The following is a 15,026-nucleotide window of genomic DNA, read 5'->3' as shown; positions in this document are numbered from 1 at the left end:
CCTTCCGCTCACCCCGGACGGTTCCGCCCATCCGCGGCCAGTGGCGGGGCAGGACCTCGCCGGCGCCCGCACCGTTTTCGCCCACCTGAAGCTGCGGGCGGACCCGGTGGAGCCCGACGCCATGGATCGGTCGCCGACGATCCGTGCGCTGGCCGGGTCTTGAAATAAGGCGGAACGGCGCCCATCTGCCGCGAGCCGGCGGATGCGTCGCCGGCTTCCCACATTTCAGGAGACGCGCTGATGAAGACGCGCAGGCTGGGCCGTTCAGGCCCTGAGGTTTCGGCCATCGGCCTCGGCTGCATGGGCATGGCCGCCTTCTACGGCCAGGCCTCGGACGAGGCGCAGGCGACGGCGGTGATCCACCGCGCGCTCGACCTCGGCGTCACCTTCTTCGACACCGCCGAGATGTACGGCCCGCACACCAACGAGATTCAGGTCGGCAAGGCCCTGGCCGGGCGTCGGGATCAGGCCTTCATCGCCACCAAATTCGGCATCGGCTACAACGCCGACCGCACCGCCCTGACCGTCGACGGCTCGCCCGCCAACGTACGCCGCGCCATCGAGGGAAGCCTGAAGCGGCTCAACGTCGACCACGTCGATCTCTATTACCTGCACCGCGTCGATCCCGATACGCCGATCGAGGAGACGGTCGGGGCGATGGCCGAACTGGTGAAGGAGGGAAAGGTCCGCTTCCTCGGCCTCTCCGAAGCTGCGCCCGCGACCCTGCGCCGGGGCCATGCGACCCATCCGATCACCGCCCTGCAGACGGAATACTCCTTGTGGAGCCGCGAGCCGGAGGACGAACTACTGGCCCTCTGCGACGAACTCGGCATCGGCTTCGTGCCCTACAGCCCGCTCGGCCGCGGCTTCCTCTCCGGCGAGATCAAGTCGGTCGACGACCTCGCGCCCGACGACTTCCGCCGTTCGAACCCGCGCTTCCAGGGCGAGAATTTCCAGAAGAACCTCGACCTCGTCGCCGCCGTGACGGAGATCGCCGCCGGCAAGGGTGTCACCGCCGCCCAGCTGGCCCTCGCCTGGGTGTTGGCGCAGGGCGAGCATCTGGTCCCCATCCCCGGCACCCGCCGCATCCGGACGCTCGAGGAGAACGCCGCGGCCGTCGACCTGACCCTGACGACGGAAGACCTCGCCCGCATCGACGCCGTCTTCCCCGCGGGCGCCGCCTCCGGCCACCGCTATGCGGAGGCGGCGCGGGCGGCGCTCAACCGCTGAGCCGCGTTACAGGGATTTAACTGGCGACCCGCGGCTCGGCCCCGATGTTATTTGCAAATGCAAATAACATCGGATCAGAGCGAGGCGGAACAGGCCCTGACGGCCCTTGGCTTCACGGTACTGGAGGCCCGGGTCTATTGCGCCCTGCTGGCCAGCGGTCCCGCCACCGGCTATCGCCTGGCCAGGCCGCTGGGCAGGCGTCCGCCGGGGCGCGGAAGGCTGGACCCTGACCCCGGCGGGCCAGATCGAGGACATCGCGGCGCCGGCGGCCGAAGATCTGCGTCGTGACGCCCTGCTGATGTTCGAGGCGGTGCTCGACGATCTCTCGCGCCTCGACCGCAAGGCGGACGCTGTCCGCGACGGGCGAACCTTCGCTGTCGTGGCGGTCGATTTCGGCGATGAGGACGTGCACGAACTCTATATCGAGCCCGAAACCGGCGCCCTGTACGGGCTGAGACGTGTCCGCGACCGCCGGGAAGCCTTCGTCCGCTTCGACGACTGGCGCATGGTCGAGGGCGTTCTGATGCCCTTTGCCGAGCTGTCCGCCGGCGGCGCCGGCGAGCAGGGATCGGTGCGCTGGATGGCGATCGATGCGGACCCGGGGACGCCGGACGCCGCCTTCGCCCGGCCTGTGCGCGCCGCCGCGCACGTCATCGACGGCGGCGCGGCCTCGACCGGTTTCATGCCGTTCGATCTTTTCGCTGGCGTCCGCATCTACATCCCGGCCGTGGTCAACGGGATCGAGACAGAGGTTCTGCTCGACAGCGGCGCCGAGATGACAGTGCTGGACAAGGCCTTCGCTGAGCGGCTCGGGCTGAGCGCCAGCGGCGACGTCGCGGCGGCCGGCACGGGCGGCGTGGGCGCCGCCCAGTTCGCCCCGGGGGTGACCATCGAGCTCGACGGGATCTCCTTCGCGGATCGAACGGTGGCGGTGATCGACCTGGCCACCATCGGACAGGCGATCGGGCGCCCGCTTCCGGTGGTGCTGGGCAAGGACGCCTTCAACGATCTGATCATCGATATCGATTTCCCGGAGCGCAGGTTGGCGTTTCACGAGCGGCAGGGGTTCGTCGCGCCCGAGGGCCTGACCGAGGCGCCGCTGGTCTCGACCGGCGCCATCCGCGCGGTACCCCTGTCGATCGAGGGGCGATCGCCGGCGCTGTTCGAGTTCGACACAGGCAACGGCGGCGCCCTGATCATCCATCCGGCGTATGCCGGGGCCACGGGCCTGCTGGAGGGACGGCCGCGCTCGACCGTGATGTCGGGCGCCGTCGGCGGCATGCGCGAGAGCGGTATCGCCACGATCCGCTCGATCGAGCTCGCCGGGTTCGAGCTGAGAGACGTGCCGACCGTCTTTCCCCCCGCCGGTCCTTCGGCGGTGGACAGCGACCGCACCGCCGGCAATGTGGGCATGGGCGTGCTGGGCCGCTTCCGGCTTGTCACCGACTTCACCGGCGATCGCCTGTGGCTCGGCGCGGATCCCGACAGCCTGGCGCAACCGTTCGCCCGCGACCGGCTCGGCCTGGGTCTCCGCAAGGACGGCGCGGTCATCGTTGTGCAGCGCGTGTCGCCCAATTCGCCAGCCGCCGAGGCGGGCTGGACCGGCGGAGAGGCGATCACCGCCATCGACGGCGTCGCCGCGCTCGACCTTGACGCCGCCTCGCTCCAGGCGGTGGTTTCGGGGCCGGCTGGCCGGAAGGTGCGCCTGACGCTGGAGGGCGAGGAGACCCGCGTCCTCGAAAGCCGGGACTTCTATTGATCAGCCGCCGATCAGGGCCAGCCATTCGTCCTCGGTCAGAACCTGAACCCCGTGCTTCTGCGCCTCGGCCAGTTTCGACCCTGCGCCCGGGCCGGCGACCAGCCAGTCGGTCTTCTTCGACACCGAGCCCGACACCTTGGCGCCCAGGCTCTCCGCCCGCGCCTTGGCCTCGTCGCGGGTGAACCGTTCCAGCGCGCCGGTGAAGACCACCGTCTTGCCGGCGACGGCGGTGTCGGACTTCGGCTTCTCGGCGTCCTCGATCCGGTCCAGCTCGGCCACCAGCGCGTCCACCATGGCCCGGTTGTGCGTCTCTCTGAAGAACAGCGCCAGCGCCCGCGCCGCCACCGGCCCGACGCCGGAGACGCCCGCGATCTGGCCCAGCCCCTCCGACGGACCCTCGTTGCGGGCCACCCCGGCCAGCCGCACCAGCCCCGCCCAGTCGTCCGCCAGCGTCGCCAGCCCGCGTCGGGCGGGAGCGGCGAGGCCGGGGAAGGCGAGGGCGATCTTCCGATCGATCGGGGCGTCGGGCCACGGATCCTCCGCCGGGGGTGTCGCCTCCGCCAGCGCCGCGATCACCCGCGGCGACACCGCGTGCGTCTCGCCCAGCCGGACCCAGTCCTCGCTCGGCAACCCCTCCGCCGCGGCGAGGCAGGCCGCCTCGAACGCCGGCCAGGTCTCGAAGGCCCGCGCCAGTACGATCGAAGTCTGCTCGCCGATGTCCCGCACCCCAAGCCCGTAGATGAAGCGGTCCAGAGCGATGGTTCGCCGCGCATCGATGCCGGCCACGAGGTTGCGTACGCTGGTTTCGCCATAGCCGTCCTCGGCCCGCAGGGCGTCCAGCTTCGCCTCGTCCCGGGCGAGGCGGAAGATGTCCGCGGGCTCGCTGATCCAGCCGCGCTCATGGAAGGCGATCAGCTGCTTCTCGCCGAGCCCCTCGATGTCGAAAGCCCGGCGGCTGACGAAATGCTTCAGGTGCTCGATGCGCTGGAACGGGCAGGCAAGCTCGCCGGTACAGCGCCGCACCACCGACTCGACGCCCGAGGCGTTGGTCTCCTTCACCAGCGCCGTCTTCAGAGGGCAGATGCAGATATGCGGAAATTCATACGGCTCCCCACGGCCGGGCCGCTCGGCGTCCACGACACCAAGGATCTGCGGGATCACGTCGCCCGCCCGCTGCAGGGTCACCGTATCGCCGATACGCACGTCCAGCCGCTCGATCTCGTCGGCGTTATGAAGCGTCGCGTTGCGCACCACCACGCCGCCGACCGTCACCGGGTGCAGACGCGCTACCGGCGTGTGCGAGCCCGTCCGGCCCACCTGGATATCGATGCCTTCCAGCACGGTCTGCGCCTGCTGGGCCGGAAACTTGTGCGCGATAGCCCAGCGCGGCGTGCGGGCGACGAAGCCGAGCCGCTCCTGCCAGTCCAGCCGGTCGACCTTGTAGACCACGCCGTCGATGTCATAGCCGAGCGTCGCCCGGTCGGCCTGCAGCCCTTCGTAGAGCGCCATCAGCCCGGCGGCGTCCTCGACCCGGCGCGACCGCTCGTTGACCGGGAAGCCCCACGAGCGCAGCGTCTGCAGCGCCTCCCACTGCGTCTTCGCGAACGGCGCCGAGGTCTCCCCCCAGGCGTAGGCGAAGAAGCGCAGCGGGCGCTGCGCCGTGATCGCCGCATCCTTCTGGCGCAGCGATCCGGCGGCGAAATTGCGCGGGTTGGCGTAGGTGCGCGATCCGGCGGCCAGGGCCGCGGCGTTGAAGGCGTCGAAGGCGTCGTTGGGCGCATAGACCTCGCCGCGCACCTCGATGACCTCCGGCCAGCCGGCGCCGGACAGCCGTTCCGGGATGTCGCCGAGGGTGCGCAGGTTGGCGGTGACGTCCTCGCCGGTCCGCCCGTCTCCCCGCGTCGCGCCCCACACCAGCACGCCGTTCTCGTAGCGCAGGCTGGCGGACAGGCCGTCGATCTTGGGCTCGGCGACGAAGGCGACGTGCTCGTCGGCGGGCAATTTCAGGAAGCGGCGAATGCGGGCCACGAAGTCAGCGACCTCGCCCCCGTCGAAGGCGTTGTCGAGCGACAGCATCGGCACGCCGTGCCGCACCGGCGCGAATTGGGCGGAGATGGCGGCGCCGACGACCTGCGACGGCGAATCCGCCATGGTCAGTTCGGGGAACCGGCTCTCGATCTCGAGGGCCCGCTGCTTAAGCGCGTCATAGTCCGCGTCGGAAATCTCCGGCGCGTCGTGGCGGTGATACAGGGCGTCGTGCCGCGCCAGCTCGGCGGTCAGCCGGGTGAACTCCTCCCGTGCCTGCTCTTCGGTCAGCTGATCGACGGCGGTCTCGGCCATGGGAATCGCGTTCGCTCCATCTCTTCGACCGTCTTCTAGCACCGGCGGCCAACGCCGCGAGGGCGGGGTCCGTTTCCGGCCTCATGACACGAGCTTAACCTGACGATGCGGCGGGCTCCTGCTAAACCGGGCGCATTCCCAGGAGCCTCCATGCGCCATCTCCGTCTCGCCGCCCTTTCGCCGTTCGCGGCCGCCCTGCTGCTCAGCGCCTGCTCGACCGCCGCTCCCGAGGCGCCCGCCGCTGCGCCGCAGCCGTCGCCCATGCATGCCCAGTTGCTGGAGGACGTCCGCATCCTCGCCGCCGACGACATGCAGGGCCGCGACACCGGCGCCGAGGGCGGGTCGAAGGCCCGCGCCTATATCGTCAGCCGTCTGGAGGCGCTCGGCGTCGCCGCGCCGGCCATGGGCCGCGAACAGCCGTGGGAGATGCAGGGGCGCAGCCGCGAGGGGCCGAAGACCTTCAACGGCGTCAACATCCTTGGCGTCATCCCGGGAACCCGGGTGACCGACCGCTACATCGTCGTCACCGCCCACTATGACCACGTCGGCGTCTCCGACGGGCAGGTCTACAACGGCGCCGACGACAACGCCTCGGGCGTCGCCACCATGCTCGCCCTGGCCGCCGACCTGAAGCGGCAGGCGCCCGAGCACAGCGTCATCATCGTGGCGCTGGACGGCGAGGAGCGTGGCCTGCTGGGCGCGAAGCATTTTGTCGAGGCGCCGCCGGTGCCGCTGGCGTCCATCGCGATGAACCTGAATTTCGACATGACCGCCCGCGCCGAGACGGACGGCAAGCTGTGGGTCACCGGCACCTACCAGCACCCGGCCTTCCGCCCGTTGCTCGAGCCCATCCCGGCCAATGGCGCGGTCGCCTTGGCCTTCGGCAAGGACACGCCGCAGGACACCGGCGAGGACAATTGGGTCAACTCCTCGGATCACGCGGCCTTCCACAGGGCGCAGGTGCCGTTCCTGTACTTCGGCGTGAACTACCACCCGGACTATCACCGCCCCTCGGACGATTTCGAGCGGATCACGCCGTCGGTGTTCATCAGCGCGACGGAGCTGTCGATCGCCGGCTTCCGCGCACTCGATCGCGGGCTGGACCGCTAGGGGTCGACAGCAGCGCCCCCGCATGATGGGCTCGAATACGGAGGGTTCCATGCACACCAGACTTCTCATCGGCGCGACGATTGCGGCCGCGCTTGCCGTCGCATCCTGCGATCGGGCGGTCGCGCCCGCCGAGGGCCCGACGGCGACCGCCTTCAGCCACTCCACGACGGCCGACATATCCGGCTACTACATGCCGGCCGAGCCGGTGCGGATGGGCAGGTGGAGCCTCGACCACATCTTCGTGGGGCAGGCGTCCGAATTCGAAAGCTGGGAGGCCGGATCGCGCAGCGAGACCTTCGGCCCGGTGATGATCCAGTTCGACGACGCCGCCAGCCCCTTGGTCGCCACCGAACTGGGCGAGGCGCACAGCGTCACCGCCCGCATCTTGCCGACCCGCTATGAGGTGACCGACACCGCCGTGAGCTTCGAAGGCCAATCGCCGGAACTGGGCCGGGTGAGGTTCGACGGGCGGCTCGACCCGGACGCGCTCGCCACATCGAAGCGCAACCTCGGCGGCGACGGCGTCGTTCTCATCGGCGCCCTGACCGCCGGCGGCGAGACTGCGCGGAACGTCCGGATGAGATGGTGGATGGGCGACTGAGCCGCTTCAGGCCCCGTTGCGGATATCCAGTTTCAAGCCCATGGCCTCGGCCAGCGCCTTGCCGCGCCGCCGGGTCTGCTCGCCGAGCAGCACGTCGGCATAGCCTTCCGAGGCCGACAGGACGAGGACGCCGTCGCTGACCGCGATGCGGGCGTTCACCAGCAGCTGGGGCGATCGCCCCGAGAGATCGCAGGCGAGGCGGATGGCGAGCCCGAGGGCGCGGGCGGCCGTCGCCTGCTCTTCGCTCAGCAGCCGGGCCACGGTCTCCGGCTCGGGCGTGGACGCGCCGCCGCCATAGCGGGCGTTCACGGCGGTGGCGAGGAAGGCGCGCTCGGCGTGGGTCTGGCCCGGGATCGGCGCCCGCAGCACCTGGTCGAAAGCCAGTTCAATGCGGTGGTCCGGGTGCAGTCGGGCCCCCAGATCCGCCAGCCGGCAGGCGGCGTCAGCCAGGACCCGGTCGCGCTTGGCGCCGAAGGCCTTGGGCAGGGCGTCGACGACCGGTTCGATCCAGCCATACAGCGCCCCCGGTAGACCCGGCGAAATGCCCTGCCGCGCCCCGAGGGCCGTACAGCCGGCCAGCAGCGGGTCGGCGGCCGCCGTCTCCTCGTCCAGCGCCTCGAACAACAGGCCCTCGCGCACGCCCCACGCCGACAGCACGATCCGCTTCAGGCCGAGCCGTTCGATCAGCCCCTCAAGCACCAGCGCCGCGTGCGGCAAGGTTTCGGCACGCTTCTTCGACAGCCCCTTCCAGCGCTCCAGCGACGTCCGCGAGGAACGGGCGATCAGGCGGGCGATGTCCCGCGCCTCGTCGGCCTCCATCACATACTGGTGCACGATGTGCAGCGGATATCGCGCGTGGCCCATGTGGACCTGCGCCAGCGTCCGCCAGGCGCCGCCCACGGCGTAGAGGGTGTCGGTTCTGTAGTCGCCCATGGGCTTCAGCCGGCCGGTGATGGTCTCGCGCAGGCCGTCGGCGTCGAACGGCCCGTCGTTCGACAGCGAGAACGGTCCCAGCGGCAGGGTGACGCCGCGCCCGACGGCGCCCTTCTCAATGCCGACCAGTTCGAGGCTCGATCCCCCGAGGTCGGCCGCGACGCCCTGCGCCGCCGGCTGGCCGGCGATCACGCCGAGTGCGGCGTAGCGCGCCTCTTCCTCACCGGAGAGGACGCGAATGATCAGTCCGGTCTCCGCGGCCACCCTTTCGCAGAACGCCTGGCCGTCCTCGGCCTCGCGCACGGCGGCGGTGGCCGCGACGAAGGTCTGCGCCGGCTTGACCCCGTCGATCACCGCGGCGAACCGTTTGAGTGCGATCAGCGCCAGTGCGGCTCCGTCCTCGGACAGGCGGCCGGTGGCGGCGAGATCCCGGCCGAGACCGGCCAGCACCTTCTCGTTGAACACCGTCCAGATGGCGCGGCCTTCCAGCCGGTAAAGCACCAGTCGGATCGAGTTCGAACCGATGTCGATCGCCGCGAATTCGCGGGGCGCGGCGAAGGCCGGGACGACGGATTCCGGCATCAACGCTTCTTCCGCGACGGCTCGTAGCTCAACTGGCCGGGCAGGGTCTTCACCTTGCGCCCACGGCCCGACAGGCTTGGGTTGGTCATGAAGTAGCGGTGCGCCGAGAACGGCCGCTCCGGATCGGCGGGCGCGACCCGGCGGTAGTCGCCGCCGGCGTCAAGGACCCAGCTCTGCGCGTCGTCCTTGAGGTTCGCCACCATGATCTGGTCGAGCACCTGATCGTGCACGGTGGCGTTCAGCACCGGAGTCATCAGCTCGACGCGGCGGTCGAGGTTGCGGGTCATCCAGTCAGCGGAGGATATGAACAGCTTCGCCTTGTCGTGCGGCAGGTCGCGCCCGTTGGCGAAGGCGACGACGCGCGCATGCTCGAGAAAGCGGCCGACGATCGACTTGACCCGGATGTTCTCGGACAGGCCCGGCACGCCGGGGCGCAGGCAGCAGATGCCCCGCACCACCAATTCGATGCGCACGCCCCACTGGCTGGCGCGGTAGAGGGCGTCGATCACCCCGGGATCGACCAGCGAGTTGAGCTTCGCCCAGATCGCCGCCGGTTTGCCCTTGGCCGCGGCCGCCATCTCGTGGCCGATCAGGTCGATCAGCGTCTGCTTCATGTTCAACGGCGAGACCACCAGCGCCTCCAGCCTGTCGGGCGTGGCGTAGCCGGTGATGTAGTTGAACACCCGGGTGGCGTCTCGTCCCAGCACCGGGTTGGAGGTGAACAGGCTGAGGTCGGTGTAAACGCGGGCCGTCACCGGATGGTAGTTGCCGGTGCCGAAGTGGCAGTAGGTCTTCAGCCCGTCGCCCTCGCGACGCACCACCACGCTGAGTTTGGCGTGGGTCTTGTACTCGACGAAGCCAAAGACGACGTGGACGCCCGCGCGCTCCATCGCCCGCGCCCATTTCAGATTGGCCTCTTCGTCGAACCGGGCCTTGATCTCGACCAGGGCGGTGACGTTCTTGCCGTTCTCCGCCGCCTCGATCAGGGCCGCGACGATCGGACTGTCCCGCGAGGTCCGGTAGAGCGTCTGCTTGATCGCGATCACGTTAGGATCACGGGCCGCCTGCCGCAGGAATTGCACCACCACGTCGAAGCTCTCGAACGGGTGATGGATGAGCATGTCCTTCTCGCGCACGGCCGCGAAGATGTCGCCGCCGTTGTCACGCACCCGCTCGGGATAACGCGGCTCGTAGCCGGGGAATTTCAGGTCCGGATGGCCGCTCGGGATCAGGTCCGAAACCTGGGCGAGGCCCAGCATGCCGTCGACCAGCACCACGTCCTGCGGCGCCGCGTCCAGTTCGTTGGTGATGAAGTTGCGCAGGTCGTCGGGCATCGACGCCTCGATCTTGATGCGCACGACCGACCCGAGGCGACGCTGCTTCAGCGCCTCCTCGAACTCCATGACCAGGTCCTCGGCCTCCTCCTCGATCTCGATGTCCGAATCCCGGATCAGGCGGAAGACGCCGCGCTCCAGCACGTCGCACCCGGGAAACAGGTGGTCGATGAAAAGCATCAGCAGGCTCTCGAGCGCGATGTACCGCTTGCGGCCCGGAGTCGAACGCCCGTCGGTGGCCAAGGGCCAGAACCGCTTCACCTGCGTCGGCACCGGCACGAGAGCGTAGAGGGTGCGGTTGTCCGGGCGCCGCCGCAGCTTGAGCGCCAGCGAGAAGCCGAGGTTGGGCAGGAAGGGGAAGGGATGCGCCGGATCGATCGCCATCGGCGTCAGGATGGCGAACAGCTGGCTGAGGAACTCGGGCTCCAGCCGTTCCCGCTCGGTGCGGGTGATCCTGGCGGGATCCACCACCTCGATGCCGGCGGCGGTCAGCTCCTTGCGCAGTTTGCGCCAGCGCCTCTGCTGCTCGTCCATCAGGCCGCCGGCGGCGACGCTGACCTCGGCCAGCTGCTCCGCGGCCGTCAGGCCGTCGGCTGACAGCACCCGGACCCGTTCCCGCACCTGACCCTTGAGGCCGGCGACGCGGGTCATGAAGAATTCATCGAGGTTGTTGGCCGAAATCGACAGGAAGCGTAGCCGTTCCAGCAGCGGGTGCGCCGGGTTGGCCGCTTCCTCCAGCACCCGACCGTTGAACTTCAGCCAGGAGATTTCGCGGTTGAAGAACCGCGCCGGCGAGGCGAGCAACTCTTCCGACAGGTGCAACTGCGGGGCTCGGGAGGAGGGGACCTCCTCGCCGGTCGTCGCATCGCTGATCGCCGTGTCCTTCATGGAGCGGTTCTGACGCGGCGCGGCGGCGGCTGCAACCTCGATCCAGGACAGCGAAACGCCGGCCGATCGGGTGATCGGCCGGCGTTCTATCCGTAGGCTGACGGCTTACCAGCTCCAGGCGTCGTAGATGACGTCGATGATGTAGCCGTCGTATTCGTCGATCAGATAGATGTGGTTGTCGACCAACACCCAGCGGGTGCCCTCGGGCGGATAGCCGAGGCCGTAGGTCCGCCAGTCATCCAGCCGATAGCGCCAGAAGATCGACGGCAGATACTCGCCGGTGTGCCAGCGCTGGCCCCAGTAGTTGCGGGGCACGCTGTAGTAGCCGTAGTTCGGTGCGAAATAGAAGCCGATGCGGATGCCGCCGTAGCCACGCCAGCGCCGGTCATGGCGCCACCAGTCGCGGCCGTGACGCCGGTTCCAGTCACGTCGCCAGTTGTCGCCGTTGAAGCGCTCGCGGAACTCGCGGTACTCGCGCCGGTCTTCGCGACGCTCCTGACGGTCCTCGCGCCGGTCCTGACGCCGATCTTGGCGGTCGTCGCGGCGGTCTTCTCGCCACTCCCGACGGTCTTCCCGGTTGTCCGGCCTGTTGGGCCGATCCTGCCGGTCCTCGCGACGGTCCAGGCGACCTTCGGGGCGGTTCGGACGGTCCTCGCGGCGTTCCTGGCGATCCTCGCGCCGATCCTGCCTGCGCTCCTGCCGATCCTCGCGCCGCTCCTGCCGCACCTCCGGCCGGGCCGGCCGCTCGATCCGGGGCTGGGGCGGCTCTTCGCGGGTGACAGGCGGCGTCGGCGCCTCGCGCCCCGCCGGCGGCGTCGCCGGCTGTTCAGCCCGGCGTTCGGCTCGGGCCGCGCGTCGCTGCTCGCGGACTTCGCTGCGCGACGGCGCGTCCTGCGCCAGCGCGGTGAGCGGCGCCGCGGCGGGGACGACGAAAGCCGCTATCGACGCGGCGACCATCAGTGATCGTTTCATTCTCGTTCTTATCCCTGGACGCCCCTGTCAGACGGCTTGAAGGCAAGGTCGCGTCCAGAGGATGAACCGTGACTGAACGAAATGCGGCGACTCCCGATATCCGGCACGAAAACGCCCCGCGGGCGGACCTGCGGGGCGCTTCCGTTCAGCGGTGCGGGGGAGGCCTAGAACACGTCGTGCAGAACGCTGGCGATCAGGCCGGTGGCGATGGCGATCATCACGATGTCGTCGCCGGCGTAGACGTAGCGGTATCCGGGGGGAGCCGGACCCAGGCCGTAAACGTACGGGTCCCGCACATAGTAGCCGCGGTAGGACGACGGCAGGTAGCCGCCGCGCCGCCAGCGGTAGCCGTAGTAGCGCGGCTCGACCCGGTAGTAGCCGTAACTCGGGGCGTACCAGTAGCCGTTGCTGGCGCCGCGATAGTCGCGGAAGTCGTCACGGCCCCGCCACCAGTCACGGTTGTTGAGGTCCCAGCGGCGATCCTCACGCCGGTCCTGGCGGAACTCACGACGATCGTCGCGGCGTTCCTCGCGGAACTCCCGACGGTCTTCACGCCGGTCCCGACGGTAGTCGCGGCGGCTGTCGTAGTCGCCCTGGCGCCAGTCGCGGCGGTCGTCGCGGCGTTCGTGGCGGTCACGGCGGCTCTGGGCCTCGGCGGCCAGCGGCGCGGCCGTCGTGGCCAGGGCCAGGCCGATGATCGCGGCCCGGGTATGGCGCTTCATGATACTCTCCGTCCTGTCTCGGGACGGAAAGGCTGAACCGGCCCGTTAATCATAAGCCACCGTCCCGCCATGGTGATGAACTGCGTCCGAACGCGTCTGTCAGGCTCCAGGGACTGTTGCGCCGGAAGGACCCGGTTCCCACGTCCGGCGTCGCCGTGCGCAGGAGCGTCCCGTGACCCGACCGATCGAACTCTGGTACTGGCCCACGCCGAACGGCTGGAAGATCTCGATCGCCCTCGAGGAGATGGGCCTGCCCTATGAAATGAAGCCGGTGAACATCGGCGTAGGCGAGCAGTTCGCGCCGGCCTTCCTGGCCATCAGTCCGAACGCGAGGATGCCCGCCATCGTTGATCCCGACGGGCCGGACGGGCAGCCGCTGTCGATCTTCGAGTCCGGCGCCATCCTGCAGTATCTCGGGGCGAAGTCCGGCCGGTTCTACCCGCAGGCGCCGCGCGGCAAGGCCGAGGTCGATCAGTGGCTGTTCTGGCAGGTCGGCGGTCTCGGTCCGATGGCGGGGCAGACGCACCACTTCCGTCAGTACGCTCCGGCCATGATCCGGGACCAGCGCCAGATCGCCTATGGCGTGCGCCGCTACACCGACGAGACCCACCGGCTCTACGGCGTGCTGGATCGGCGTCTGGCCGACCGGGATTTCGTCGCCGGCGATTATTCAATCGCCGACATGGCGATCTGGCCGTGGATCCTGCCGGAGCATCAGGGTCAGTCGCTCGAGGAGTTTCCGAACCTGAAGGCGTGGATGGCGCGGGTGGGTGAGAGACCCGCCGTCGTCGCGGGACGGGCGCTCGGCGAAGACCTGCGCCGCAACCTCGCCGCCTCCGGCAAGGCGGCGGAAGAGGCGCGCAGGGTCCTGTTCGGACAACGGGCGCGGTAACGCCTTGTAAGCACGCCGGTGACTCTTCGTTAGCGGTGGTGAACCAGAGATTTCGAAGAGATTTCAGAGGTCTTTACGCCGGATCATATTCTCGGGCTGTTGGTGGAAAAGGCCGTTTCAGAGGCGTTGCTGTTAACTTTAACTTCAAACCGCGGGTATTTCATTCGTGTCAGAGGGCGGGGCCAGAAAGGCCTCGGTTCGGGAGATACGGTGATGATCGCGCAAGAAACGGCGCCCACGACCAACGAAGAGCAGGGCCTGCCCCTGCCGACCGCTGACATGAGCGGGGATGATCTGTTCCGTCTGGGCATGATGTATTCGACCGGGCAGGGCGGCTGCCCGATGGACCGCGTCTCGGCCCACATGATCTTCAATCTCGCGGCCATGAAGGGCTCGATCGAAGCGCGCGTCTATCGCCGCGAGATGAGCCAGGAGATGGAACAGGACGAGATCGCCGAGGCCCAGAAGGCGGCCCGCCGCTGGATCGACGCCGGCGTGGTCAAGCTGGCCGCCTGAAACCGCGTTTACCCGTTTGTTAATCTATTGTGGAGCGGAAACGTTTAGAGACCGCCTCGAAGAATGCCGACGGCGGACGAATGCCAGGAATTGATAATCGGAGACGGGAACGGCCGCGGATCGCGATAACGGCCCGGATCATCCACGGCCCCATGAGGGAAAGCCACGCGGTCGTGATCAGGAACATGAACGAAGGTGGGGCCAAGGTTCGCCTCACAGCCACTCGCGGCGTCCGATTTTCCGGGCGCGTCGCGCTCCAACTGGCTGCCGGAGAGCGCGACTGTGCTGTGGTCTGGCAAGCCGGCGACGAGCTGGGCCTCCGGTTCCTGACCTAGAAGCTCTGGTACTGCCCACCGATGGCGTAGCTGAAGCCGATCGGCAGGGCGTTGCGGAACAGGGTGACGAAATTCGCCACCTCGCCCAGCGTCGAGCGCGGCACGAAGATGATGTCGCCGCGTCGCAGGGCCACCACCTCGCCGCGACGCGGGCGCAGGTCGACCGCCCGCATCATCCGCACCCCGCCCGGGCCGCGTCGGATCAACGCCACCTCCTGTTGGCGCGCGGTCGGCAGGAAGCCGCCGGCCTGGATCACCGCCTGATAGGCGTCGATGTCGCCGGTCATGTCATAGACGCCCGGCGTACGGACCTCGCCGTCGACCCACACCCGGATCGGTCCTGCCGTCTTCAGCGTCACTTCGACGACCGGGCGGCGCAGATGAGGCGCGAAGGCGGCCGAGGCGTCGGCCTCCAGTTCCGCGATGGTGCGATCCGCCGCCAGGATTTGTCCGGCCAGCGGCAGGGAAATGCGCCCGTCCGGCCCGACCTTCAGGGTGCGGGTCAGCTCGACCGCCGTCGGCGTGGCGACCTCGATCTCGTCGCCGGGATAGAGGACGTACTCCGGCTCCATGTCCGTCCAGTCGGCGAAGGCCACTTCGGGAAAGGCGCCGGGACCGACCTCCCGGACCCGGTCGCCAGCCGACGCCATCGGCCGCGGCATGCGCGACCCGTAGTCGCCGCCGCCGCAGCCCGTGACCAGCGCTCCGCCGGCCCCGGCAAGGCCCAGAAGCAGCAGGCGGCGGTCGATGGACATGGCGGAATCGCTCCTGGAAGCATCTGAAGCCAGCGTCGCCGCTTATGCGTAACCGAT

Annotated in this window: 14 protein-coding genes; 8 read left to right on the top strand and 6 right to left on the bottom strand. The window is 69.2% G+C overall.

What is annotated here, in order from left to right:
- The first annotated feature begins 240 nt into the window (after positions 1-240).
- Genes VEC04_RS02650 through VEC04_RS02645 form a run of 3 tightly spaced genes read left to right on the top strand, consistent with a single transcriptional unit; the run spans position 241 to position 2,989 of the window.
- The gene (locus tag VEC04_RS02650) at positions 241-1,230 is read left to right on the top strand and encodes an aldo/keto reductase (protein WP_324773585.1); all 990 of its coding nucleotides are present in this window, start codon (positions 241-243) and stop codon (positions 1,228-1,230) included.
- Between the two features lie 57 nt (positions 1,231-1,287).
- Entirely contained in the window at positions 1,288-1,518 is a 231-nt protein-coding gene (locus VEC04_RS14190; RefSeq protein WP_414642637.1) for a helix-turn-helix domain-containing protein, read from the top strand.
- A gap of 10 nt (positions 1,519-1,528) precedes the next feature.
- Entirely contained in the window at positions 1,529-2,989 is a 1,461-nt protein-coding gene (locus VEC04_RS02645; RefSeq protein ID WP_414642636.1) for an aspartyl protease family protein, read from the top strand.
- Here the strand turns inward: VEC04_RS02645 and ligA are convergent, their stop codons facing one another.
- Positions 2,990-5,329 carry an NAD-dependent DNA ligase LigA gene (gene ligA, locus VEC04_RS02640; RefSeq protein WP_324773581.1) on the bottom strand — a complete coding sequence of 780 codons (2,340 nt, stop codon included), beginning with the start codon at positions 5,327-5,329 and terminating at the stop codon, positions 2,990-2,992.
- A 150-nt stretch (positions 5,330-5,479) separates the two neighbouring features.
- Between ligA and VEC04_RS02635 the strand changes: the two genes are divergently transcribed.
- Together VEC04_RS02635 and VEC04_RS02630 are read left to right on the top strand one after the other, a co-directional pair.
- On the top strand, positions 5,480-6,439 hold the full coding sequence (locus tag VEC04_RS02635; protein WP_324773579.1) for a M28 family peptidase: 960 nt from the start codon (positions 5,480-5,482) through the stop codon (positions 6,437-6,439).
- Positions 6,440-6,488: 49 nt separating this feature from the next.
- Positions 6,489-7,040 (top strand): hypothetical protein, encoded by a 552-nt coding sequence (locus VEC04_RS02630; RefSeq protein ID WP_324773578.1) that lies wholly within the window; start codon positions 6,489-6,491, stop codon positions 7,038-7,040.
- Between the two features lie 6 nt (positions 7,041-7,046).
- On the opposite strand, the gene VEC04_RS02625 is transcribed toward VEC04_RS02630, so the two are convergent.
- From VEC04_RS02625 to VEC04_RS02610, 4 genes are all read right to left on the bottom strand, one after another.
- Positions 7,047-8,555: a Ppx/GppA phosphatase family protein gene (locus VEC04_RS02625; protein ID WP_324773576.1), complete on the bottom strand. Its 1,509-nt coding sequence runs from the start codon at positions 8,553-8,555 to the stop codon at positions 7,047-7,049.
- Positions 8,555-10,777 (bottom strand): RNA degradosome polyphosphate kinase, encoded by a 2,223-nt coding sequence (locus tag VEC04_RS02620; RefSeq protein WP_324773574.1) that lies wholly within the window; start codon positions 10,775-10,777, stop codon positions 8,555-8,557. Before VEC04_RS02620 ends, VEC04_RS02625 begins: the two co-directional genes overlap by 1 nt.
- A gap of 105 nt (positions 10,778-10,882) precedes the next feature.
- On the bottom strand, positions 10,883-11,749 hold the full coding sequence (locus VEC04_RS02615; RefSeq protein WP_324773572.1) for an RcnB family protein: 867 nt from the start codon (positions 11,747-11,749) through the stop codon (positions 10,883-10,885).
- Positions 11,750-11,913: 164 nt separating this feature from the next.
- A complete protein-coding gene (locus VEC04_RS02610) occupies positions 11,914-12,471 on the bottom strand; it encodes an RcnB family protein (protein WP_324773569.1) in 558 nt (185 codons plus the stop codon).
- Positions 12,472-12,643: 172 nt separating this feature from the next.
- Here VEC04_RS02610 and VEC04_RS02605 point away from each other — a divergent pair, with 172 nt between their 5' ends.
- From VEC04_RS02605 to VEC04_RS14185, 3 genes are all read left to right on the top strand, one after another.
- Positions 12,644-13,363 (top strand): glutathione S-transferase family protein, encoded by a 720-nt coding sequence (locus VEC04_RS02605; protein ID WP_324773566.1) that lies wholly within the window; start codon positions 12,644-12,646, stop codon positions 13,361-13,363.
- A 213-nt stretch (positions 13,364-13,576) separates the two neighbouring features.
- Positions 13,577-13,879 (top strand): sel1 repeat family protein, encoded by a 303-nt coding sequence (locus VEC04_RS02600; RefSeq protein WP_324773564.1) that lies wholly within the window; start codon positions 13,577-13,579, stop codon positions 13,877-13,879.
- 80 nt (positions 13,880-13,959) lie between these two features.
- Positions 13,960-14,214, top strand: coding sequence for a PilZ domain-containing protein (locus VEC04_RS14185; RefSeq protein WP_414642638.1), 255 nt, complete (start codon positions 13,960-13,962; stop codon positions 14,212-14,214).
- Here the strand turns inward: VEC04_RS14185 and VEC04_RS02595 are convergent.
- Positions 14,211-14,969: a polysaccharide biosynthesis/export family protein gene (locus VEC04_RS02595; protein WP_324773562.1), complete on the bottom strand. Its 759-nt coding sequence runs from the start codon at positions 14,967-14,969 to the stop codon at positions 14,211-14,213. The two genes, VEC04_RS14185 and VEC04_RS02595, sit on opposite strands and share 4 nt — an antisense overlap.
- Between the last annotated feature and the right edge of the window lie 57 nt (positions 14,970-15,026).

The sequence above is a fragment of the Brevundimonas sp. genome, from assembly GCF_035626535.1.
Classification (GTDB): domain Bacteria; phylum Pseudomonadota; class Alphaproteobacteria; order Caulobacterales; family Caulobacteraceae; genus Brevundimonas.
This window is presented reverse-complemented; position numbering and strand designations above follow the sequence as displayed.

Excerpts from the sequence above, each read along its gene's own strand:
- VEC04_RS02650 (WP_324773585.1), top strand. The coding sequence starts at position 241 with ATGAAGACGCGCAGGCTGGGCCGTTCAGGCCCTGAGGTTTCGGCCATC.
- VEC04_RS14190 (WP_414642637.1), top strand. The coding sequence starts at position 1,288 with ATGCAAATAACATCGGATCAGAGCGAGGCGGAACAGGCCCTGACGGCC.
- VEC04_RS02645 (WP_414642636.1), top strand. The coding sequence starts at position 1,529 with ATGTTCGAGGCGGTGCTCGACGATCTCTCGCGCCTCGACCGCAAGGCG.
- ligA (WP_324773581.1), bottom strand. The coding sequence starts at position 5,329 with ATGGCCGAGACCGCCGTCGATCAGCTGACCGAAGAGCAGGCACGGGAG.
- VEC04_RS02635 (WP_324773579.1), top strand. The coding sequence starts at position 5,480 with ATGCGCCATCTCCGTCTCGCCGCCCTTTCGCCGTTCGCGGCCGCCCTG.
- VEC04_RS02630 (WP_324773578.1), top strand. The coding sequence starts at position 6,489 with ATGCACACCAGACTTCTCATCGGCGCGACGATTGCGGCCGCGCTTGCC.
- VEC04_RS02625 (WP_324773576.1), bottom strand. The coding sequence starts at position 8,555 with ATGCCGGAATCCGTCGTCCCGGCCTTCGCCGCGCCCCGCGAATTCGCG.
- VEC04_RS02620 (WP_324773574.1), bottom strand. The coding sequence starts at position 10,777 with ATGAAGGACACGGCGATCAGCGATGCGACGACCGGCGAGGAGGTCCCC.
- VEC04_RS02615 (WP_324773572.1), bottom strand. The coding sequence starts at position 11,749 with ATGAAACGATCACTGATGGTCGCCGCGTCGATAGCGGCTTTCGTCGTC.
- VEC04_RS02610 (WP_324773569.1), bottom strand. The coding sequence starts at position 12,471 with ATGAAGCGCCATACCCGGGCCGCGATCATCGGCCTGGCCCTGGCCACG.
- VEC04_RS02600 (WP_324773564.1), top strand. The coding sequence starts at position 13,577 with ATGATCGCGCAAGAAACGGCGCCCACGACCAACGAAGAGCAGGGCCTG.
- VEC04_RS14185 (WP_414642638.1), top strand. The coding sequence starts at position 13,960 with ATGCCAGGAATTGATAATCGGAGACGGGAACGGCCGCGGATCGCGATA.
- VEC04_RS02595 (WP_324773562.1), bottom strand. The coding sequence starts at position 14,969 with ATGTCCATCGACCGCCGCCTGCTGCTTCTGGGCCTTGCCGGGGCCGGC.